General features: G+C 57.5%; 20 protein-coding genes and 1 tRNA gene. All 21 read left to right on the top strand.

Features of this window, described 5'->3' with window-relative positions:
- Window positions 1-39: 39 nt before the first annotated feature.
- Window positions 40-639, top strand: coding sequence for a thymidine kinase (locus QGH30_02975; protein MDP7021296.1), 600 nt, complete (start codon window positions 40-42; stop codon window positions 637-639).
- The gene (locus QGH30_02970; protein ID MDP7021295.1) at window positions 639-1,325 is read left to right on the top strand and encodes a YggS family pyridoxal phosphate-dependent enzyme; all 687 of its coding nucleotides are present in this window, start codon (window positions 639-641) and stop codon (window positions 1,323-1,325) included. The genes QGH30_02975 and QGH30_02970 overlap by 1 nt, the downstream gene beginning before the upstream one ends.
- A 114-nt stretch (window positions 1,326-1,439) precedes the next feature.
- On the top strand, window positions 1,440-2,189 hold the full coding sequence (locus tag QGH30_02965; protein ID MDP7021294.1) for a hypothetical protein: 750 nt from the start codon (window positions 1,440-1,442) through the stop codon (window positions 2,187-2,189).
- 3 nt (window positions 2,190-2,192) lie between these two features.
- A complete protein-coding gene (ileS, locus tag QGH30_02960; protein MDP7021293.1) occupies window positions 2,193-5,330 on the top strand; it encodes an isoleucine--tRNA ligase in 3,138 nt (1,045 codons plus the stop codon).
- Window positions 5,311-5,811 carry a signal peptidase II gene (gene lspA, locus QGH30_02955; protein ID MDP7021292.1) on the top strand — a complete coding sequence of 167 codons (501 nt, stop codon included), beginning with the start codon at window positions 5,311-5,313 and terminating at the stop codon, window positions 5,809-5,811. The genes ileS and lspA overlap by 20 nt, the downstream gene beginning before the upstream one ends.
- Complete coding sequence (locus QGH30_02950; GenBank protein ID MDP7021291.1) at window positions 5,808-6,806, top strand: RluA family pseudouridine synthase; 999 nt, start codon at window positions 5,808-5,810, stop codon at window positions 6,804-6,806. The genes lspA and QGH30_02950 overlap by 4 nt, the downstream gene beginning before the upstream one ends.
- Window positions 6,803-7,147, top strand: coding sequence for an STAS domain-containing protein (locus QGH30_02945; protein MDP7021290.1), 345 nt, complete (start codon window positions 6,803-6,805; stop codon window positions 7,145-7,147). The genes QGH30_02950 and QGH30_02945 overlap by 4 nt, the downstream gene beginning before the upstream one ends.
- A 3-nt stretch (window positions 7,148-7,150) precedes the next feature.
- Entirely contained in the window at window positions 7,151-7,594 is a 444-nt protein-coding gene (locus QGH30_02940; GenBank protein ID MDP7021289.1) for an ATP-binding protein, read from the top strand.
- Window positions 7,587-8,009, top strand: a complete 423-nt coding sequence (ruvX, locus tag QGH30_02935) for a Holliday junction resolvase RuvX (protein ID MDP7021288.1) — start codon at window positions 7,587-7,589, stop codon at window positions 8,007-8,009. Before QGH30_02940 ends, ruvX begins: the two co-directional genes overlap by 8 nt.
- The gene (mltG, locus tag QGH30_02930; protein ID MDP7021287.1) at window positions 7,999-9,018 is read left to right on the top strand and encodes an endolytic transglycosylase MltG; all 1,020 of its coding nucleotides are present in this window, start codon (window positions 7,999-8,001) and stop codon (window positions 9,016-9,018) included. Before ruvX ends, mltG begins: the two co-directional genes overlap by 11 nt.
- Before the next feature lie 321 nt (window positions 9,019-9,339).
- Window positions 9,340-9,531 carry a hypothetical protein gene (locus QGH30_02925; protein MDP7021286.1) on the top strand — a complete coding sequence of 64 codons (192 nt, stop codon included), beginning with the start codon at window positions 9,340-9,342 and terminating at the stop codon, window positions 9,529-9,531.
- Window positions 9,522-9,596 (top strand) — tRNA-Val (locus QGH30_02920). Before QGH30_02925 ends, QGH30_02920 begins: the two co-directional genes overlap by 10 nt.
- A gap of 285 nt (window positions 9,597-9,881) precedes the next feature.
- Complete coding sequence (locus tag QGH30_02915) at window positions 9,882-10,466, top strand: hypothetical protein (protein ID MDP7021285.1); 585 nt, start codon at window positions 9,882-9,884, stop codon at window positions 10,464-10,466.
- Window positions 10,467-10,572: 106 nt separating this feature from the next.
- Window positions 10,573-11,133: a hypothetical protein gene (locus QGH30_02910; GenBank protein ID MDP7021284.1), complete on the top strand. Its 561-nt coding sequence runs from the start codon at window positions 10,573-10,575 to the stop codon at window positions 11,131-11,133.
- A gap of 182 nt (window positions 11,134-11,315) precedes the next feature.
- Window positions 11,316-11,885: a hypothetical protein gene (locus QGH30_02905; GenBank protein ID MDP7021283.1), complete on the top strand. Its 570-nt coding sequence runs from the start codon at window positions 11,316-11,318 to the stop codon at window positions 11,883-11,885.
- A 147-nt stretch (window positions 11,886-12,032) separates the two neighbouring features.
- Entirely contained in the window at window positions 12,033-12,596 is a 564-nt protein-coding gene (locus tag QGH30_02900; GenBank protein ID MDP7021282.1) for a hypothetical protein, read from the top strand.
- A gap of 97 nt (window positions 12,597-12,693) precedes the next feature.
- Window positions 12,694-16,773: a C25 family cysteine peptidase gene (locus tag QGH30_02895; protein ID MDP7021281.1), complete on the top strand. Its 4,080-nt coding sequence runs from the start codon at window positions 12,694-12,696 to the stop codon at window positions 16,771-16,773.
- Entirely contained in the window at window positions 16,773-17,690 is a 918-nt protein-coding gene (gene murQ / locus QGH30_02890; GenBank protein ID MDP7021280.1) for an N-acetylmuramic acid 6-phosphate etherase, read from the top strand. Before QGH30_02895 ends, murQ begins: the two co-directional genes overlap by 1 nt.
- Before the next feature lie 56 nt (window positions 17,691-17,746).
- Entirely contained in the window at window positions 17,747-18,763 is a 1,017-nt protein-coding gene (locus tag QGH30_02885) for a hypothetical protein (protein ID MDP7021279.1), read from the top strand.
- Complete coding sequence (locus QGH30_02880; GenBank protein MDP7021278.1) at window positions 18,744-19,718, top strand: carbamate kinase; 975 nt, start codon at window positions 18,744-18,746, stop codon at window positions 19,716-19,718. The genes QGH30_02885 and QGH30_02880 overlap by 20 nt, the downstream gene beginning before the upstream one ends.
- Window positions 19,715-20,707: a BMP family ABC transporter substrate-binding protein gene (locus QGH30_02875; protein MDP7021277.1), complete on the top strand. Its 993-nt coding sequence runs from the start codon at window positions 19,715-19,717 to the stop codon at window positions 20,705-20,707. Before QGH30_02880 ends, QGH30_02875 begins: the two co-directional genes overlap by 4 nt.

Below are 20,707 nucleotides of genomic sequence, written 5' to 3'. Positions count from 1 at the left end.
CTTCCGGAGTGATACATCTCTTTCCAGAAAGGGAGGATGATGAGCCCCGCAACACCACGCATGAGACCCGCACAGGCCGGATGGATCGAAGTGATCGCCGGTGGAATGTTCAGCGGAAAGAGTGAGGAACTGATCCGCAGGCTTCGACGGGCCAAGATCGCAAGGCAGAAGGTACAGGCCTTCAAACCGAAAGTGGATGACCGCTTTTCCAAGTCGGAGATTGTCACGCACGACCAGAACCGTATCGACTCGATTCCCGTTGCCGATGTTCCTCAAATGATTGCCCAGTTGGACGAGGATACTCAGGTCATCGGAATCGATGAGGCGCAGTTTCTCGGAGAGGGCCTTGCCGAACTCTGTGTAGAATTGGCCAACCGGGGCAAGAGAGTGATCGTCGCTGGCCTGGACATGGATTTCCGCGGCCGCCCTTTCGAACCGATTCCCCAGCTTCTGGCCATGGCCGAAGAGATTACGAAAACCCACGCTGTCTGCCTGATCTGTGGCGCCCCTGCTGCCTACTCACAGCGACTGGTCGAAGGAGAGGAGAGGGTGCTGGTCGGAGCCGGCAGTATCTATGAGCCCCGTTGCCGGGATCACTTCGAGGCTCCCGAAACTTCTTCGGATGTCAACGAGGACTGATGTCGATTCGGGAGAATCTCGCAAACATTCGTCAAAGAATGAGGGAGGCGTCTCTTCGCTCGGGAAGAGCTTCGGATTCCGCCCGCCTGATTGCAGTAACAAAGTCGGCCAATCCGGAGCAGGTTCTTGAACTCTATGAGTGCGGGCAGCGGGAGTTCGCCGAGAACCGCGTTCAGGATGCACTTCGCAAGATCGAGCTTCTACCGGAAGACGTGGTTTGGCACATGGTCGGCCACCTCCAGAGCAACAAGGTGAACAAGGTCCTCGGGCGTTTTGAAATGATCCACTCCCTTGACTCCCTGAAACTCGCCGGAATCCTCTCACAGAAATCCCGGGACCGGGAATTCAGGACTTCTCTTCTTCTGGAGGTGAATTGCTCCGGGGATTCGGACAAGTCCGGAGTGTTGCCCGGGGATGCGGAGGAATTCGCTCTCTCCCTCCAGGACTACCCGGGCATTCTCCTGAGGGGACTGATGACCATCGGCCCCCTGGGCGGGGGAGAGAGGGGAGCCCGGGAGGCCTTTCGTCTGCTGAGAGAAATCCGGGACAGGATCCGTGCGAGAAATGCCCCGGGCCTTCTCCTGGAGGAGCTTTCCATGGGGATGAGCGAGGATTTCGAGATTGCCATTGAAGAGGGTGCGAGCATGGTCCGGGTCGGTCGCTCTCTTTTTGAAACCCGGGAGTGAGGGGCAGGGCAAGCCCCGACAGGAACAGGAACAATTCCCCAGCCGGAACTAATCCGTTGCAATTCAGCCCTAAGTGCCCTAGATTGCGCCCCTTGGAGCTTGGGAGCGTAAACTGTGAGCACATTGTCGGACAGAATCAGGGAGACCGCCCTCGCCTTCGAGGGTCAGGGGAATCCTCGGCTTCTTCTGTCCCTCGCTCCGCCAGCCTCCAGCCTGAAGCTCCCCGGCCGCGAGGGTTCCCGGCTTCCCCTTTCCCAAGTTCCCCACTGCCCGTCCCGGGGTGACCTGGAGTTTCGCGAGGATGGCAGCTGGGCCGTGATTCATGATGCTCCCTCCTATTATGAGGGCGAGAGCATGGCAAGCCTGGTGCAGGTCCTTCGCGCCATGAAAGCGGGCGGACTAGAGGCACTGATTCTCTGCGCACCGGCCAGTCCGCTGGGGGGAGAGGGCTCCGGGCTTCTGCTCTTCAGCGACCACCTGAATCTTGCGGGAGACAATCCCCTGATCGGGGAAAATGACGAATCCCTCGGCCCCCGCTTTCCCGATGTCAGAAACACCTGGACTCCGCATCTTCGGGACAGGGCTGCGGAACTTCTGGCAGAAGCGGGGCACTCGAAGTCCGAGGGAATTTTCGCCTATCTATCCGGTCCCAACCTCAATACCCCGGCGGAGCGGGAGTTCATGAAAAGGCTGGGCGCGGATTTCTGCGGCATCTATCATCTGCCCGAAGCACTGGCTGCTTCTCATGCGGGAATCCCGGTTCTCGGGCTGGCCTGGCCCGGCGAAGCTTCGGATCCCCCCGGCGAACATACCGAAACCCTGCAGTTTCTTCTGGAAGCACTGATCGAAGATCAATTGGAGTAGAGGATGAGCGAATCCCAATCCCGGTTTCCCTCGCTGAGCATTTACGCCAACCCGGTGGAGATGGAGAAGTCCATCATGGAAGGCTGGGAGCGGAACCGGATTTTTGAGAAGACCCAGGATCTGGATGCTTCCGTGCCTCCCTTCGTTTTCTTCGAGGGACCGCCGACCGCAAACGGAAGTCCCGGAGTTCACCATATCCTGGCCCGTCTGGCCAAGGACAGCATCTGCCGCTACAAGTCCATGGACGGCTACCGCGTGCAACGCAAGGCCGGTTGGGATACGCACGGACTGCCCGTAGAACTGGAGGTGCAGAAGCAGTTGGGACTGTCCGACAAGCGTTCCATTGAGGAGTACGGAGTTGCCGAGTTCAATCGGCAGTGCCGGAAGAGCGTCTTCTCCTATGAGAAGGAGTGGCGCGAGATGACCCGTCGCATCGGCTACTGGGTGAATCTCGACGATGCCTATATCACGCTGACCAATGACTATGTGGAGTCGGTTTGGCACATTCTTCAGCGTTTCTGGGATGAGGGCCTGATCTACGAGGGCTACAAGGTCATGCCCTACAATCCCCGTCTGGGAACCGTGTACTCAAGCCATGAGGTTGCCCAGGGCTATGCCGATGTCGAGGATCCGACCGTCACGGTTCGCTTTCGCTTGCTCGATGAAGAGAAGACGAGCCTGCTTGTCTGGACGACCACTCCCTGGACCCTTCTTTCCAATGTGGCCGCGGCCGTCAATCCGAATCTCGACTATGTGAAAGTGTCCTGCGAGGATGAAATCCTGATTCTGGCCGAAGCTCGTCTGGCTGAAATGGGAGATCGGGAATACGAGGTTCTTGAGCGCTTGAAAGGCTCGGACCTTCTGGGGCTTCGCTACCAGCGGCTCTACGACTATGCGCCGGTGGAGGAGGGCAAGGATTGCGCTCTGGTGGTGGAGGCAGATTTTGTAAGCTCGGAAGATGGAACCGGGATCGTGCACATGGCACCGGCCTATGGCGCGGATGACTACGAAATCGGCCGGAAGAAGAACCTGGCCTTTGTCGCCATGGTGGGCGCAGACGGCAAGGTGGATGCCTCCTGCGAGCCTTTTGCGGGCATGGACTTCAAGGAAGCGGATCCCCACATCATCAGGGATTTGAAGACGCGGGGACTTCTCTTCAACCGGGACAGGGTGACACACAGCTATCCCCACTGCTGGCGTGACAAAGGGCCGCTGATGTATTTCGCCCAGCCGGCCTGGTTCATCGAGACGACAAAGCTGAAGGATCGCTTCCTGGCCGCCAATGATAAGGTGACCTGGTATCCCGAGGAAGTCGGTCGCCACCGTTTCGGGAACTGGCTGGAAGGGAACGTCGACTGGGCCCTGAGCCGCGATCGCTTCTGGGGGACGCCGCTTCCAATCTGGAGAACGGAGAGCGGCAAACTGCATTGTGTGGGCAGTATCGAGGAACTGAGAAGTCTGGCCGTCGATTGTCCCGAGGAAGTAGACCTACACAAACCATTCGTCGATGATCTGGAACTGCGTCATCCTGAGACCGGGGAAGCCATGAAGCGGGTTCCCGATGTCATTGATGCCTGGTTCGACTCCGGTTCCATGCCCTTTGCCCAGTGGCACTGGCCCTTTGAAAACCAGGATGTTTTTGAAGACCAGTTTCCTGCGGACTTTATCTGCGAAGGCATCGACCAGAGTCGCGGCTGGTTCTACACTCTGCTGGCCATCTCGGTCTTCCTCAAGGATTCTGCTCCTTTCAAAAGAGTGCTGGTCAATGAGCTTGTGCTTGATGCCAAGGGCAAGAAGATGAGCAAGTCCCTGGGCAATCGGGTGGATCCCTGGGAGATTCTGGATCGTGAGGGCGGCGATGCGATCCGTGCCTATATGGCCATGTCCAGCCCCCTGTGGCAGCCCCTGAAGTTTGACAAGGCCGGCCCCCGGGAGATGAACAGCAAGTTCCTGGGGACTCTTCGCAATACCTATGGCTTCCTCTCTCTTTACGCAAACCTGGATGGCTGGGAGCCCGGGCAGGTGGAAGCGGAATACACCTTGCTCGACCGCTGGATTCGTTCCCGCTACGAAACTCTTGTGGCTCGAACAAGAGAGCATCTGGATGCCTATGACATCACTCGCGCGCTGAAGGGCATCAGCTACTTTGTGCAAGAGGAATTGAGCAACTGGTATGTCCGCAGAAACCGTCGCCGCTTCTGGAAGGGCGAGATGAATGCGGACAAGGCGGCTGCCTACGAAACTCTCTCAACGGTTCTTGAAGGAGTCTGTCTCCTTTCGGCACCCATGATTCCCTTCCTCAGTGAGGCGATCTGGCGCTCGTTGAGCGGCAAGACCGGGGACAGTGTCCACCTGCAGTCCTATCCCAAGCCCCGAACGGAGCTCGTGGACGAGAAGCTGGAGGAATCCATGGAGACTCTTCTCAGTCTGGTGGGTCTCGGTCGCGCACTGCGCAATGAAAGCGGGCATCGCATTCGCCAGCCGCTTCGCGAGTTCCGGGTGCAGGGTTCTTCATCTCTGGATTCCGTTCTCGGGGTTCCCGAACTTCGGGAGCAGATTCTGGATGAGCTCAATCTCAAGTCCATCGAGAGGATGTCGGAGGATGCGGGCTTGCTCCGAATCAAGGTAAAGCCCCGCTTCAAGGCGCTGGGCCCCCGGCTGGGTTCCTCCATGAAAGAAGCAGCCTCGAAACTGGCGAGTCTGGAGGCCCCGGAGGCCGATAAGGCCTGGGAGGAGGGCACCCTGACGCTGGAACTCTCCGGGCGTCCCTTCCGTATGGAGAGGGATGATCTCGACTTTGCCGTGGAGGCCGAAGGCGACTGGATCGGTGGAATGGAAGGACGGATCCTGGGAGCCCTCTCCACGGATCTCGATGAGGAACTTCTCCTCGAAGGTCATTTCCGGGAACTGGTCAACCGGGTACAGAACCTCCGCAAGAGTTCCGGGATGGAAGTTTCCGACCGGATTCAGCTTGCATGGGAAGGGGGAGATCTTACCCGGCGCTGTCTGTCGGTCTGGGGAGATCGACTTTGTAGCGAGACCCTGGCCCTGGGTCTGAAGGAAGGCTGCGGGGGGCTGGATTCCCAGGAGACTCATGAATTATCCGGTGAGGAGATCAAGATTGAAATCAGCAAAGCTTAATTCTCCCTGGCCCTTCTTTTTCTCGGTGGTTCTTGCGGTCCTCTTTCTCGACCTGGCCAGCAAGCAGCTGGCTCTGGACGGGCGTTGGGCGGGCCCTGTGATTCCCGGGTTTCTGGACTTCACCCTGGTGACCAATCCCGGAGCTGCCTTCGGACTGTTCTCGGGAGCCCGCTTTCTTTTTGTCATGATCAAGCTTCTTGCCATTGGGGTCATACTCTATCTGGTTGCCAGCAAGGACAGACGCAAACCGGGAATCCCCGTATTCCCTCTGGCCCTGATCCTGGGCGGAGCGGCCGGCAACCTGATTGACCGATTCCGGGGGAACGGGGAGGTCATCGACTTCATCGACTTCAGCATTGCCGGTCATCACTGGTATGTTTTCAATATTGCCGATTCCTTCATCAGCATCGGGGCCGCTCTTGTCGCCTTGCACCTTCTCTTTCAGCCCGGGGAAACGCGGGCAGGCAGGCTCGCGGAATGAGTTCCGGGGAAGAGTGTCACCGCTTTCGGGTTTCAGAAGGTGACGAGGGTTCCCGTCTGGATCATTTTCTTGTTCGCCAAGTTCCTGACCACAGCCGCTCCTTTCTTCAGGCACTGGTTCGAAAGGGCCAGGTGCAGCTTGGCGGGCAAAGCGTGAAAACAGGGCATCTGCTGAAAGAGGGCGACGAGGTGATATTGAGAATCCCAGCGGCCGTCCCTCCGGAACTTCAGCCGGAAGACCTTCCTCTCAATCTGGTCTACGAGGACGAAGACCTGGTGGTCGTCGACAAGGCCGCCGGCATGGTCGTCCATCCCGCCGCCGGGCACCACGAGGGCACGCTCGTTCATGCCCTCTTGCACCACATCGGGGATCTCTCGGGGATCGGAGGAGAACTTCGCCCCGGCATTGTTCACCGTCTGGACAAGGACACCAGCGGGCTGATGCTTGTTGCCAAAAACGATCGCTCGCATCGGGCGCTCTCGGAAATGATCCAGAACCGCACCCTCCAGCGGAGTTATCTTGCCCTGGTCTGGGGAACTCTATCCGTTGACAAGGGGGAGATCCGGGGGAACATCGGGCGGGATCCCCTGCACCGTCAGAAGATGGCGGTGCTGGAAGAAGGAGGCAAGGAGGCCCTGACCCGCTACTCTTGCTTGAACAGCTTCGGGTCTTTCAGTTATCTTCGTCTGGATCTTGACACGGGACGGACTCACCAGATTCGGGTTCATTTGTCCCGGAAGGGGAATCCGGTTCTTGGAGATCCTCTCTACGGAGGGAGGAGCGCCGGAAAGAAAAGTCGCAAGCGCAGCGATGTGGAGCGATCCCGTCGCCTGCTGGAGATGCTGGATCGTCAGGCTCTCCATGCCTTTCGACTGGCCTTTCCCCATCCAGGGAGCGGGAAGGAACTGGAGTTTCTCTCTCCCCTTCCCGAGGATATCAAGGCCGCACTGAATCTTCTCCAGGAGGAGAAAGACAAGCGTAAGGAGATCGAATGAATATCAAGGTACGGGAAGTAGCTTCGGTGACGGTACTGGACATCAGCGGAAATGTCATGGGCGGGCCGGATGCGGATACCTTCCATGAGACAGTAAAAGACCTGCTGGGGCAGGGCCGCAGAAAGATCCTCGTCAATCTGGGCAAGGTGCAGTGGATCAACAGTACGGGTCTGGGGATCCTCATTGCAGGTTATACTTCCACACGGGATGCCGGGGGAGAGTTCAAGCTCCTCAACATTTCCGACCGCATTGAGTCCATTTTCATGGTGACCAAGCTGGCCGGGATCTTCGATTCCTTCGAAGAAGAAGGGGAAGCCCTCGCAAGCTTCGGTGATTCCTGATCTATGGATCGCCCCGGCATTGTGGAAGGTCACATCTCCAGTGACTTTTCCGCACTGGACAATCTCAATCAGCAACTCGCGAGCCTTGCGGGATCGCTGGGCTGGGATGATTCCCTGCGGGACTCCCTGTCCATTGCCTGCATCGAAGCCTTGAGCAATGCCATCGAGCATGGAAACGGCTTTGACCCTTCCCGCAAGATTCACTACCTGATCGAAGCGGATCCCCGACACTTTGTCTTTCGCATCCGTGATGAAGGGGAAGGCTTTGATCCGGCGGATTACCTTCGCGAGCTCCCGGAGCCGGAGGACGGCAAGATCCCGGAAAGAGGACGGGGACTTTCGATCATCCACTCTCTGGTGGATCGGGTCTTCGGCTTGCATGATGATGAAGGGCGCTTCACGCTGGTACTGGAGAAAGATCTCTCCGGGGAGGTGGGGCGTGAGTGAATCGGGCGGAAGGGTGCTGGCCATTGATCCCGGTGAGGTGAGAGTGGGCCTTTCAATTAGCGACTCTCTCCGCATGACTGCGCAGGGTCTGGAGACCTTTGTCCGGGGACGGGGTAGTTTCCTGGATCATCTCGAGACACTGATTCATGACTATGCGGTAGACTGTATTGTTCTGGGATACCCGCTCAATATGGATGGCAGTGCGGGAGAGAGTGCCCTCAAGTCCGAGAGCTTACGGGATCTGCTTGTGGAGCGATTCCGTCTTCCCGTGCACCTGTGGGATGAGCGTCTCAGCAGTGTCGAGGCTCGAAAGGCCTTTCCTCCCGGCAGCCGGAAAGACTGGGACCAGATTGCCGCAGCCCTGATTCTGCAGGGCTATCTGGACTCCATTGCCGGAGGCAGCGATGAGTACTAGCAAGACGCACCGTCCCTTGCTTCTTCTTCTGCTTCTCCTGATTCTGGATCTTCTCTTTGCCATCTGGGTCTCCTGGGCTTTGCCCAGCCAGGATTCGGTGTCCGAGGAACTGGTTCTGATCCCCGAAGGCTGGACCTCCGGCGAAATCACCGACAGTCTGCTGGCCCGGGGCGTACTTCGCAATGACCGCCTCTTTCGTGTTGCGCTCTATCTGGGAGGGGGGCGCGACCTGAAGGCGGGGCGTTATCTCTTTCGGCGACCGGAAGCTCCCGGGCGTGTTCTTTCCGCCCTGAAAAGGGGCGAGACGGAGAGAGTCTGGCTACGCATTCCCGAGGGACTCTGGCTGAAGGAGACTGCGGGAGTGGTGGCCTCGCAACTGGGGCTGGACTCCCTCTCTCTGCATTCACGCTTTCTCGACACTCCGCCGCCGGTAGGGGATTCTGGGGCCGGGGGTTCCGGGATGGAGGGTTTTCTCTTCCCCGACACTTATGCCTTTGAGTATCCCGTGCGTGAAAAGACCGTAGTTCGCCGTCTCCGCGAGCGCAGCGAGGAGGTGATCGGGGAACTGGAGAAGCAATATCCGGAAAGAGCCCGGGAGCTGGGCCGATGGAACTGGGTGACTCTGGCCTCCATTGTAGAGGCGGAAACCCGTCTGGACACGGAGAGAGAGCGTGTGGCTGCCGTTTACCTGAACCGCTTGCGCAAGGGAATGAAGCTGGAGGCCGATCCCACGATCATCTATGGTCTCGGGCGTCGCCTGCGAAGACTCTATTATAAGCATCTTGACATAGAGGGCCCCTACAACACCTATCAGAACCCGGGCCTTCCCCTGACCCCCATCTGCAACCCCGGCTATCGAAGCCTGGAAGCAGTGCTGAAGGCTGACCTCAGTGACCCCAGCCTCTACTTTGTCGCCCGGGGAGATGGGAGCCACCTCTTTTCTGAGACCTATCGGGAACACCAGAGTAAGGTGCAGGATTTGCGAAATGGCAGGATTCCGCACAGATAGCGGTGATTTCCTGTCCTTCCCCCTGCTTCCCCCTATTCCGGCAAGCTTTTCCCCTTTTGAGGATGGATGCAGGCCGGGGATGCGCCTCGAGGGGGGCCGGGCCGGCAGATTGCAGAGGATTTTGCGCCCCCCAGATCCCCGGAGCAAAGAGCAGGAGAAGAAAAGACCTTCCCATGCCGATTATTGGGAGATTTTGTGAGTTTCGGTACATTTCTTCCTAATGAAGCTGCGGATCCGGCGAGAGCCGGGTTGACAGAGGGTGGGTGCAAGTCTAGCTTGATTCCCTGCCCCTCTTGATGAGAGTGGGAATTTAAGGAGAATATGGTCTTTTCCAGACTATTTGTGGCAGGTCTGATTTCCGTGATTCTGGGCTATTTGGCTCTGGCCATGGGAAGTATGACCTTTGCGCCGCTTTTGCTGGTTCTGGGCTATTGCCTTCTGATTCCCTGGGCTCTTTTCAAGTTGGGGCGTACGGAAAACGGCGGATCCGGTGGATCTGCCGGGGGCGAATAGCTCAGCTGGTTCAGAGCACCTGCCTTACAAGCAGGGGGTCACAGGTTCGAATCCTGTTTCGCCCACCGAAAGTCCCTTTGTATTCTGGCGGTTTCAGGGCTTTCGACTGGTTTAATGGCAGTTGACAGTTGGATTCCCGGTCTGGTATACTTGCCGAGCCACAGGAATCACTCCCTTCGGGGAATTCCGTCCGCAAGGATGGGTTGATGTGGTTGAAGTTTTTAACTTTGGCTATTGAGGCCCCTGCAAATGCCCTTGCTTGTAGTCACCCGGGTTTCAGGTCCCGTTCTCCAGTCAGGATTCGGGGTCGGAAACTCTTTTGCGACTTTTTGTAGGAGGTGCTTCTGCTGATGACTAGCAGGAAACTCTTCGCGGCTCTCGCCGCTCTCGCAATGATCGCTCTCGGCGCCCAGGCGGGCGTTGTTGACGCGACCAATAGTTCTGCAACTTGCGCGGACTGTCCCGCGACACTGACTTCCGCACCTGGCGGATACGAATCGGTTCCTACGGTTGATGTCTGGACTCTGGATGCAGTCGGCGATCCCGTCGAAGTGGCCTCCACGGATATTTGGCTGGAGCACGCCGATGTCGTCTTCTGTGCTGGCGGTTTTGTCGCAGACAGTTCTACCTATGCTCCGGATCCTGGCCACACTTCCTTCTCGGGGATTCCCCGTGGTGGTGTTGCTCTCGGTGCTGATTGTGCAGGTATTCAGTTCAACGTGATCGCCGTTGGTGTGGTCATTGATGTTCTGGATCTCAACAACAACAGCTTCGATCTCGATGGTTCCGGTGCGGTGGACATTAGTGACCTGGGCGTCTTCGCGACGGCCTACCAGGGAACTGAGTTCTGCGCTGATTATGATGAGACTGGCGCAGTGGACATTTCCGACCTCGGGATGTTTGCGTCGATCTTCAACTTGAGCAACTGCCCCTAGGGGCGTTTGCTCACCCAAGCTTTGGCTGCCTCGAACTCGGGGGAGTCATGCGGGAAGCATGCTTCCCGGGATGTTTTGACAAGTGTTTAATCGGAGGTATACCTCAATGAAGAAAGCTACTATCTTCTTTGCGCTGCTCCTCTTCGCAGGTGTTGCCAATGCTAGTTACATCGGCATGTTTGCCGACGCGGATGCCACGGTTTGTAACCTGGACTATGTGCCTTTCGCTCCCCAGACCACCTACGTGGGTGTTGTCGTTGATCCTACTGAATTCCCCAACGGTATCGTTGCTGCGGAATTCAAGATTGACAACTACTTCCCGAACAATGGCCTGGGCATGGTCACCGTGACCGCGACTTCTCAGGTCGTCATCGGTGCCATGGATACGGACTATTCCATTGCCTGGAGTACTCCCCAGACGGGTGCGTTCGTGACGATCGCCACCTTGACTTCGGTCGGCTTCAATGCGGCCTGGTTGGGAACGGATCATGTCATGACCATCATGGCTGGCGACGACTGTGCCTGCCTGGTGATCGTGGATGATGCCTTCATCCAGCATGGAACGGTTGGCGGAAGCTTCACCTTCAATTGCACCATCGATTGCGACTGCCTCGAAGGCACCGCGACCGAGGATGCGAGCTGGAGTGCCGTAAAGGCCCTGTTCTAGGACAGGTTCTTTACACAATGGTTGACGGGAGTCGTCGCTTTTGCGGCGGCGACTCCTTCTTTCGAATCCAGCCGTTCGCTTGAGACGTCTCCGGCTGGAGGCAGGACTTGAGAGTTTTCTCTCCTGACTGTCACTTGAAGATTGAAGCGTTGGCTTCATCACACATCTTAAGGAGTTACAACATGAAAAAACTGATGGTCGCTCTGCTTACGCTGGCTCTGATGAGCAGTGTCGCTGGTGCCGAAAGCTGGATCGGCATGTTTGCCGACGATGCTGCCACCATCTGTGATGCGGATATTGGTCCTGGCGTTCCTGTGAACACCTTTCTCTTCGCAGTGATCGATCCTGCCGATTTCCCGAACGGGATTACGGCTGCCGAGTTCCGTCTGGACAACTACCCCGTTGCGGGTGCCGATGGTATGGTCTCTGAGAGCTTCAGCTCCCAGGTCGTTATCGGTTCCCTGGCTTGGGACTTCTCCATTGCCTGGAGTTCACCTCAGGCTCCCGGAAACGTCCACATTGGAACCTTGACCTTCATCGCCTTCAACGGAAACTGGATCGGTGCCGATCACCTGATCACGGTTGCCGAAGGTAATGACTGCGAATGCCTCGTGGTCGTTGATGAAAACTACATCCAGCACGATGTTGGTGGCGGTATGTTCACCTTCAATTGTAGTGATGCCGCCTGCATTTGCTACGAAGGCACGGCCTCTGCGGAGACCAGCTGGGGTGCGGTCAAGGCTCTGTTCTAGAACAAGTCTCGACTTTTGTCTTATTGCCGCCCTTCGGGGCGGCTTTTTTAGTGCCATGCTAATCCTTGACACTTATGCTCCCCGGGGATAGTTTCCCGCAAAAGGGGGGAGACCCTCAGGCGTTTCAAAATCCAGGAGGACCTGAGAATGAAAAAACTGCTGATTGTTACTGCCATCTTGCTTGTCGCCTTCTCAGCGCAGGCGACGAGAATCGGAATGTTCGCGGATGCAGACGGAACGCTGTGCAATCTGGACTACGCCGCCTTTGCGCCCCAGATGACCTATGTTTCCATTCTCGTGGATCAGGACGAGTTCCCCAACGGGATTACTGCTGCGGAATTCAAGATTGACAACTACTTCCCGGACAACGGCGGGGGCATGGTCACCGTGACGGCGACATCTCAGGTCGTCATCGGGGCTATGGCAACGGACTTTTCCATTGCCTGGGCCGAGCCCCAGACCGCTGCGGTGGTCCAGATTGCCACTCTGACCTCCGTTGGCTTCACCGCGGACTGGATTGGCGCGGACCATGTGATGACCATTATGGCGGGGGACGATTGCTCTTGCATCGTTGTCACCGATGAGAACTTCCTTCAGTACCAGCCCTCCGGCAGCACCTTCACCTGGAATTGCAGTGTGGACTGTGATTGTCCGGAGCCTGTAACGGCCAACGAGAATCTGAACTGGACATCCCTGAAGGCCCTGTACTAGCAAAGCGCTTTCTCGCTGATGATGGCCCCGCCCTGCCAAGGGTGGGGCTTTTTTGTTTCGAATTGCTCGCCAAGCATTGAATTGACAGTCCCCTGCCATGCCCTTACATTTCCCGGAAATGCGCGATTTCCCTTACTGGAGGCGTCTTGTGCGATCCCGTTTTTTGCTTCTGACCCTCCCCCTGCTGCTACTTTTCTCCCCGTCGGTATCTGCAGAAACTCTGGAGATTCTCTCCAGCACGGAGGAGAGCCTGAGCCTGCGACTGTACTGGGATTCTGTTCAATTCAGGGACAGCGATGAGGGACGGGAAGTGCAGTTGGAGTCCTGCCGACTTTCGGGGGAGAGTGGCGGCCCCATGCTGCCGATCTGGAGCGGGATGATTGCCCTTCCTCCGGGTTTTCGCGCCCGACTCACCTGGAATGCGAGCGAGCTTCTCCCTCTCGATGGCGAGCCCTTGCCTTATCCCACGCCCCGGCGCGTCGATCTCCCGGATGGGGGAGAACTGTTCAGTGAGGAACTGCAAAGGGACGAGACTCTCTTTGCGATCCCCCGGGCGATGGAGGTTTCTCTGGGGGAAACCCGCTGGATGCGCGATCAGAGAGTGCAGCGTCTTGAGGTTCGTCCCCTGCGCTGGGATCCCGAAACAGGCCTGACTTTGGCGCGGCGGATTGAGGTAGAGATCCGCTTTGAGAGAGAGAGCCAAAGTCCCGACATTCCCCGGGAAAGTCCCCGCAGAGAGGACAAGCTCTGGCCGGAGCTCTATCAGTCCTCCCTTCTCAATCACGAGTTTTCAGAGACTTGGGCGAGGAGGGTTCCTGCTAGCTTTGGGCGCAGCCAGCGAAGCTGGTCTCCCGCTCTGCTGAAGCTCTACTGCAATGACAGTGGGCTACAGGGTCTCCGCGGGGAAGACCTCCTGGCCGCCGGAGTTTCCTTGGGAACGCCGCTATCGGAGATTGCGATCTTCCGCCGCCAATTCACCTGGGACGAGCAGGGTTTGCCGCAATGGGAGGAAACACCCACTCCCCGCTTCTTTCAGGACCGCAATGGCGACGGGAACCTCGACAGCGATGATCTATGCGTTTTTGTGGGGCGTCGTCTCTCGGATCAGGAAGATGGTGTGGACTCCATAGAATGGTTTAGCCGGGAAGGATGCTATTTCCTCTCCCTCGATCCCTCTCTGGCCCTCGAAATGAACAGCAGTTCCTCCTGGCAAGAGGGAGGAAGCTGGACGAGTCCAGATTTCTTTGAGAGGCATCAGGCGAATTCAGGGGAAAGCGAGTTCTTCTACACGCCCCCACAGTACTACTACATTGACGGACCGGAAGACCGCTGGATCGACAACCTGTATTTCTTCAACAGCCAGACCGACGACACGCTGCTGCTTGACATCCCCAGCCCCGGCTACCGTAGCGGGAGCGAGGCGGAAATTCAGCTTCAGTTTCAGGGCTACAACCGGCAGGACAGTTACCGCTTTTTCAGCATGGAACTGCTCAATGAGTCCGGCGGGTTCATGACTCTTCCGGACATGCAGATCAGCGGGAACATCGACAGCCTCTACTCGGAGATCCTCCCCGCAAATGCACTTTCGGACGGAAGCAGCCAACTCGGGATCGGTCGCATAGGACAGGGCGCCTTCTTCACGCTGGTGAAGAATTGGGACCTGTCCTACGAATCAGATTATGAGGTTCTGGAGGACTCCCTGTTTTTTACAAGCGGTGGGGTCACCGGGAATACGGAACTGAGGGTTTCCGGACTCAGCCGGGACTCCTCGCACTGGATTCTGGTGAAAACCTCCGGAGAGCAGCCCCTTCGACTGGAACTGGAGGCGATCAATCAGGAGGGTTCCACGGGCAATTACTCGCTGGTCTTTCGGGATGTTCTGGAAAGTCAGGGAAGCTGGTGGCTTTGCGATGAGGAGTCCCTGTTCCCGGTTCGCATGGAAGAGGCCTCGGATCTGTCCTATCTCGACAATGCCTCCTCCTGCGATGTGCTGGTGATCAGCCACCGTGACTTCTATGAGACCATGGAGAATCGCTGGAAGCCCTGGCGGGAGGCGCAGGGTTACGATGTGACCCTCCTCTTGGCAGAGCAGGTCTATGATGCTTTTCACTCGGGTAGCCGCAGTGATCTTGCCATTCGCCGGGCGGCCAAATATGCCATGCAGGAGTGGGGGGCCGAGGCACTTCTTCTTGTGGGAGACAGCAGCAAGGATGCTCGGGAAAAGAACGAGTTCTCGTCTCCTGATTTTATCCCCGCTCACAGCTACCACGAACAGGTGGCCAGTATCAACGAGGTTGTGGCTCTTGACGAATGGGTCGTGAAGTTTCAGTTCAATGCCCTGCCTTCGATGATCATGGGGCGCATTCCCGCTGACAGCCAGGAGGATCTGGACAGTTTTCTCGACAAGCTGGAGTGCTATGAAACAGGGCAGGGCTGTGAGGGAGATAATTCCTGGAAGAGCCGGATTCTGCTTGCAGCGGATGATGCCTACAGTTGCAGTGATCTTGGTTGCTCTCCGACTTTCCACTACGATGAGCAGTATTTTCGCATCGGACAGGAAGAGGCGGCCGAGCGTGTTGCCGACTGTGTGGTGAATGACCCGATCTGGGGAAATCCGGGGGACTTGTCGAGTTTGCCCTTCTATCTGGATTCACTCAGTCACCCCTGGTATGAGAGCCATCCCGGTGCGGATCTTCTGACGGTACATTCCGATCTCAGCCCGAGGCTGCGCGATGCCTTCATCGACACCCTGAGCCATGGCTACCTCATCGTGTCGGTTCAATCGCACGCCAACCGCTACCTTCTCGGGCATGAGTCCTACCTGAACACGGTGGACTTCGCCCATTCCGGGGACGAGGGCTATCTGGAGAACTATGGCCGTCCCTTCGTCTGGGCTGTCCTTGGCTGCCACGGGAACCAGTTCTCTGTGATCAACGAGGAAAGCCGCAAGGACTGCATGGGCGAGAAGATGCTCTTTCTCGATGGCATGCGGGGATCGGTGGCCAGCTATGCCAGTGATGGCTTCGAGTTTCTCTATCCGAATGTGGCACTCGGGAATGACTGGATGGAGATCATGTGCTGGCGCGAAGATCCGGAAGGTGAAGTGGATCTCTTCCCCGAATGGCGGCTCGGTATCCTTCTCCTGGCCGCGGAACTTCGCTACGACAGTTTCTATTCCGTCTATCGCTACAACCTGCTCGGGGATCCCCTGACACTGCTGGATCCTGCGCCCCCGAGGATTCGTCTTTTTCTTGATGGCGAAGAGATGGCGAATGGGGAGTCGATCCGGATTGACAATCTGGCGGACACTCTTCAGGTCTCTGCCTGGCTGAGTGATGAGACCCGCTTCTCGGATCTGAGATTGAGGGATCCCTCCATCGGCGATCTTCCCTTCCAGCTCACGGCTCTTGTCGACAGCCTCGCGGCGGAAGAGGGCTCGGGAGCGCGGGCCTGGGCTTTGGAGGCCCTTATCCTGCCGGAGATGATCGCCAATGACTCCTTGGCACTCGACACCCTGATTCTCGAAGCGATCAGCCCTCACGGGGCCATCGGGAGTTTCCGGCTACCGTCGGCCAAGTCCGTGTTCTATCTCGGCGAAGAAGGCGACACCCTGCAATCGGGGCAGTGGGTTCGCTCATCGGGAGAACTTGAAGTGGCGATCGCCGTGCCTGCGCCCAGCTATGATCCTGCAGAGTTCTCCCTCTTTATCGACGGACTTGCTTCGGAAACTGTGTTCTCGGTATCTGAAGATGACGACCTTGTGTTCGAGGCCCGGCAGGGCTACCAGTGGTCTCCAGGCTTCCATTCGCTCATGGTCAAAAGAGAAGGAAAGGTCTTCGGCTCCAGTGCCAGCATCCGGCTTCAGGTCGATGATCAGCCTCGCCTGCTTGACACTCTCATATTCCCCAATCCTTTTACCGATGTTGTTCTCTTCCGCTATGAACTCAGCGGTGGAGCTTCCTCCGGCCAACTGACGATCTACAGTCTTTCGGGCCGCAGGGTTCGCAGGATTGAGATCCAGGATCTCGGGGAAGGGGTGGAGCACTGGCTGGAATGGAATGGACTCGACGAGGAAGGAGACCGTGTCTCCAACGGTGTCTACCTGGCGCGCATGGTCTTTGAGGGAGAGGACGGCAAGAAACAGGTCTGGCAGGACAAAGTTGTGAGGATGCGCTGATGGGTGAGAAACTTCTCCATCTTCTCTCGGAATTGAATACGGAAGCCCGCAATCCCGAGACGGAGTACCTGGACCAACTGGACCCTCTTTCCCTGTTGCAGCGACTGAACGAGCAGGACTCCCGGGCTTCGGAGGCAGTAAAGGAAGCCCTGCCGGAGATCCGGAAGGTCGTTGAAATGGCTGCAGCCAGTTTTCGGAATGGGGGGCGCCTGATCTATGTCGGGGCGGGAACCAGCGGGCGTCTGGGAGTTCTGGATGCCGCAGAGTGCCCGCCTACTTTCGGAACGGATCCCGCACAGGTTGTGGGGCTGATTGCCGGGGGACCCCCGTCCCTGCTTCGCTCCAAGGAGGGAATCGAGGACGATCCCGAGCAAGGAGCCCTGGATTTGGCGGAACTGGATGCGGGGCCGAGTGACACCGTAATCGGGATTTCTGCAAGCCACCGAACTCCGTACACGGTTGGAGCTATCGAGGAGGCGGAAAGACGATCCTGTTCCACGGCCTTTGTCACCTCCAATCCCGAGGTGCAGGTTCCCGGGGACTGTGTGATTCGCCTTCTCACAGGGCCGGAGGCCATTACCGGTTCCACGAGGATGAAGGCCGGCACGGCACAGAAGATGACACTCAACATGATCAGCACAGCGGCCATGGTGCTGACGGGCAAGGTATACGGGAACCTGATGGTAGACCTTCGCCCCCTCAGCGACAAACTCGTGGAGCGCAGCCGCGGGATGGTCATGGCCCTGACCGATTTGAAATACGATGAAGCCAGAGAGCTTCTGAGCTCTGCCGAAGGCCGGGTTAAGACGGCTCTTCTCATGCACTGGGCCGGTCTGGGTTTTGAAGAGGCGGAAGAAAAGTTGCGGAATTCCGGCGGAATCCTTCGCACTGCCTGCGATGATTCCTCCTGCGATTGACACCCCTATCCCACTGGGCTAGATTCATCCTTTCCCGCTAATTGGGGGTAGCCCGTATGTTCATCAAGGGAAGGCATCTTCTCAGCCTCAGTGACTTGGATAATCAGGAAATCAATGAGCTGATTGACTTTGCTCTGGAACTCAAGGCTCGTTTTCTCAGTGGAGAGAGCACGGAGTTTATGAGCGGCGGTCATCTCTATCTCTTTGATCCGGAGTCCCTGATGGGAGCCTGGGATCCGGTCAGTCTTGCCTTTGAAAACCTCGGAGGGCGGTGTCACCGCGTGAAAGCCGGGGGGCTACGGGAGGATTGGGGGGAGACCTGGAGGGATCGTATTCAGCTTCTTTCTCGCTCCGCTCACGGTCTTGCAATGGCTTCGGCCGACCCGGAACAGGGTCATGCCTTTTTGGAGGAGTCGGCCCAGCTTTCCCGGGTTCCTGTGATCAACATGATGAGTGAACGCGCCGCGCCCCTTCAGGCAATGGCCAGCCTGATGGCGGTGCAGGGACAGAAGGGCCCCGATCTGGAGAATCTCCGTGCCGCGCTGCTATGGGCCCCTCCGGGAATCCGTTCCCGTCCGCCTTCCCTGCCTTTTTCTCTTCTGGAAATTCTCTTGCGAAAGGAAATCGCGGTCACTCTGGCCTGCCCTGCTTCCTTCCAGCCGGGTCTTGAGGTTCAGGATGCTGCGGGGGAGATTTCACCTACCGGGTTCACACTCTGCGAGGATCCCTCTGAAGCGATTGAGGACGCAGATCTTGTTTTCTCCATGAACTGGGATCTGGATTATCAGAATCAGGACTTTGAAGAAATTGCCAGGATCGCCGGCGAGTTTTCATCCTGGATGCTGAACGAAGAAATGCTCGCCCTGGCGGCCCCGGATGCCCTCTTTGGAGGGATGTTGCCCAAGAGCCGGGACACGGAAATCGAGGCGAAGCTGCTGGAGCATCCGAGATCGATTCATCTTGAGGAGAGTAGCGATCTGCTTCATGTGGCTCGCGCCGTGCTGGCTTTGAGCATGGACCTTCAGACACCCGAGGAAGACCGAGTGATGAGTGATGAAGCGCGAATTCAGTAAAGAAGAAACCCTGGTCATCACCCTCGGCGGGAATGCTGTTCTTCCGGTGGGGAAGAAGGGGACGATTCGCGAGCAGTTCGACCTGACCCGTGGTTCCATGAAACAGGTTTCCCGGATTGCCGCCTCCGGAGCGAGAGTGGTGCTCAGTCATGGTAATGGCCCGATTGTCGGCAACATCGTGATCCGAAATGAGTGTGCCAGCCACCTGGTTCCTCCCATGCCTCTTTTTATCTGCGATGCGGACAGTCAGGGCGGCATCGGCTTCATGATTCAGAACTCACTGGTCAATGAGCTTCATCTGTCCGGACAGGAACGGCCGGTTGTTTCTCTGGTTACTCAGGTGGAAGTTCATTCCGATGACCCTGCTTTTATGCATCCGTCCAAGCCCATCGGTCCCTTCTATCGGGAAAATGAGGCAAAGAAGATGAAGGAAGAGAATGGCTGGGACATGATGGAGGATTCGGGAAGGGGATGGAGGCGAGTGGTTCCCAGCCCCGAGCCGGTTCGAATCCTGGAACTGGATTCCATCCGAATTCTGGTGGATGCAGGAGTCCTGGTCATCGCAGCCGGAGGGGGAGGAATCCCCGTTCGCAGGAATGAGGAAGGTGTTTTCAAGGGCGTGGACGCAGTGGTTGACAAGGATCTTTCCTCAGAAGTCCTTTGCCGGGGCATTGGCGCTTCCACTCTGGTCTTTGCGACCAGCGCCCGGAAAGTAGCCTTGCACTACGGAAGTCCGAAACAGAAGAACCTGGATTCTGTCAGCCTTCAGGAATTGAAGCAATTCATGGCCGAGGGCCATTTCCCTCCCGGAAGCATGGGGCCCAAGATGGAGGCCGCTCGCCGTTTCCTCGAGTGGGGGGGAAAGGAAGTTATCGTTTGTGTTCCCGAGGAATTGGAAGATGCTCTGGACGGGAACGCGGGCACGCGCATCCATGCCGAGGAGGAATCCGAATGAAAAGAGCAATCCCGATCCTTTTCCTCGCCCTCTTGCTCTTGTCCTGCGGGAAGACCGGGGAGAACAAGGAGGCCGACAATTCCCTTCGAGTGGGAATGGTCTTTGACATTGGAGGGAAGGGTGACCGCTCCTTCAATGACTCCGCATGGAGAGGCCTGGAAAAGGCTTGCGAGGATTTCGGAATCCGCAGTGTCGAGTTTGAACCGGGACAGGACTCCGACCGTGAGCAGGGTTTGCGAAAACTGGCAGAGCGCGGCTTCGACCTGGTCATTGGGGTGGGCTTTCTCTTCTCCGATGCCATCGGAAAAGTGGCGGTCGATTACCCCGAAGTACATTTCGCTTTGGTGGACGGGCTGGTGGATGGACGGGAAAACGTGGCGAGCCTCCTCTTTCGCGAAGAGGAAGGCTCCTTTCTGGTGGGAGCCATTGCCGCCAGGAAGTCGCAATCAGGGGTCATCGGATTTGTCGGGGGAATGGAAGTCGCCCTGATACGCAAGTTTGAAGCCGGTTTCCGGGCGGGCGCCCAGTTCGTGCGTCCTGAGATCCGGGTATTGGTGAACTATGCCGGAGTCACCCCTTCCTCCTTTGCCGATCCGGTCAAGGGCAAGGAATTGACACTTTCGCAGATCGGTCGGGGAGCCGATGTGGTCTTCCATGCAGCAGGAACCACCGGAAACGGCGTGATCGAAGCGGCCAGCCAGAAGCAGGTCTTCGCCATTGGCGTGGACAGCAACCAGAATTACATGGCGCCGGGAATCGTGCTGACGAGTATGGAAAAGAAAGTGGACCGCGCCGTCTACGAATGCATCTCGGGTCTTGTTCGGGGGGAGTTCCGGGGAGGAGTGCAGGAGTTCGGACTTGAGTCCGGAGGTGTGGGCTACACCCTTGATGAGTTCAACCAATCGGTTCTTGGTCCGGAGCTTTGCGCCCTGGCCGATTCCCTGGCAGGGGAAATCATCGGGGGCCGGATCTCCGTGCCCCGGGAATAG

It is taken from the genome of Candidatus Krumholzibacteriia bacterium, assembly GCA_030748535.1.
Lineage (GTDB): Bacteria > Krumholzibacteriota > Krumholzibacteriia > JACNKJ01 > JACNKJ01 > JASMLU01.
This window is presented reverse-complemented; position numbering and strand designations above follow the sequence as displayed.

Excerpts from the sequence above, each read along its gene's own strand:
- QGH30_02945 (MDP7021290.1), top strand. The coding sequence starts at position 6,803 with ATGAATATCAAGGTACGGGAAGTAGCTTCGGTGACGGTACTGGACATC.
- mltG (MDP7021287.1), top strand. The coding sequence starts at position 7,999 with ATGAGTACTAGCAAGACGCACCGTCCCTTGCTTCTTCTTCTGCTTCTC.
- QGH30_02975 (MDP7021296.1), top strand. The coding sequence starts at position 40 with ATGAGCCCCGCAACACCACGCATGAGACCCGCACAGGCCGGATGGATC.
- QGH30_02900 (MDP7021282.1), top strand. The coding sequence starts at position 12,033 with ATGAAAAAACTGCTGATTGTTACTGCCATCTTGCTTGTCGCCTTCTCA.
- QGH30_02880 (MDP7021278.1), top strand. The coding sequence starts at position 18,744 with ATGAAGCGCGAATTCAGTAAAGAAGAAACCCTGGTCATCACCCTCGGC.
- murQ (MDP7021280.1), top strand. The coding sequence starts at position 16,773 with ATGGGTGAGAAACTTCTCCATCTTCTCTCGGAATTGAATACGGAAGCC.
- QGH30_02910 (MDP7021284.1), top strand. The coding sequence starts at position 10,573 with ATGAAGAAAGCTACTATCTTCTTTGCGCTGCTCCTCTTCGCAGGTGTT.
- QGH30_02950 (MDP7021291.1), top strand. The coding sequence starts at position 5,808 with ATGAGTTCCGGGGAAGAGTGTCACCGCTTTCGGGTTTCAGAAGGTGAC.
- QGH30_02905 (MDP7021283.1), top strand. The coding sequence starts at position 11,316 with ATGAAAAAACTGATGGTCGCTCTGCTTACGCTGGCTCTGATGAGCAGT.
- QGH30_02915 (MDP7021285.1), top strand. The coding sequence starts at position 9,882 with ATGACTAGCAGGAAACTCTTCGCGGCTCTCGCCGCTCTCGCAATGATC.
- QGH30_02895 (MDP7021281.1), top strand. The coding sequence starts at position 12,694 with ATGCCCTTACATTTCCCGGAAATGCGCGATTTCCCTTACTGGAGGCGT.
- QGH30_02970 (MDP7021295.1), top strand. The coding sequence starts at position 639 with ATGTCGATTCGGGAGAATCTCGCAAACATTCGTCAAAGAATGAGGGAG.
- QGH30_02940 (MDP7021289.1), top strand. The coding sequence starts at position 7,151 with ATGGATCGCCCCGGCATTGTGGAAGGTCACATCTCCAGTGACTTTTCC.
- QGH30_02925 (MDP7021286.1), top strand. The coding sequence starts at position 9,340 with ATGGTCTTTTCCAGACTATTTGTGGCAGGTCTGATTTCCGTGATTCTG.
- QGH30_02875 (MDP7021277.1), top strand. The coding sequence starts at position 19,715 with ATGAAAAGAGCAATCCCGATCCTTTTCCTCGCCCTCTTGCTCTTGTCC.
- QGH30_02885 (MDP7021279.1), top strand. The coding sequence starts at position 17,747 with ATGTTCATCAAGGGAAGGCATCTTCTCAGCCTCAGTGACTTGGATAAT.
- ileS (MDP7021293.1), top strand. The coding sequence starts at position 2,193 with ATGAGCGAATCCCAATCCCGGTTTCCCTCGCTGAGCATTTACGCCAAC.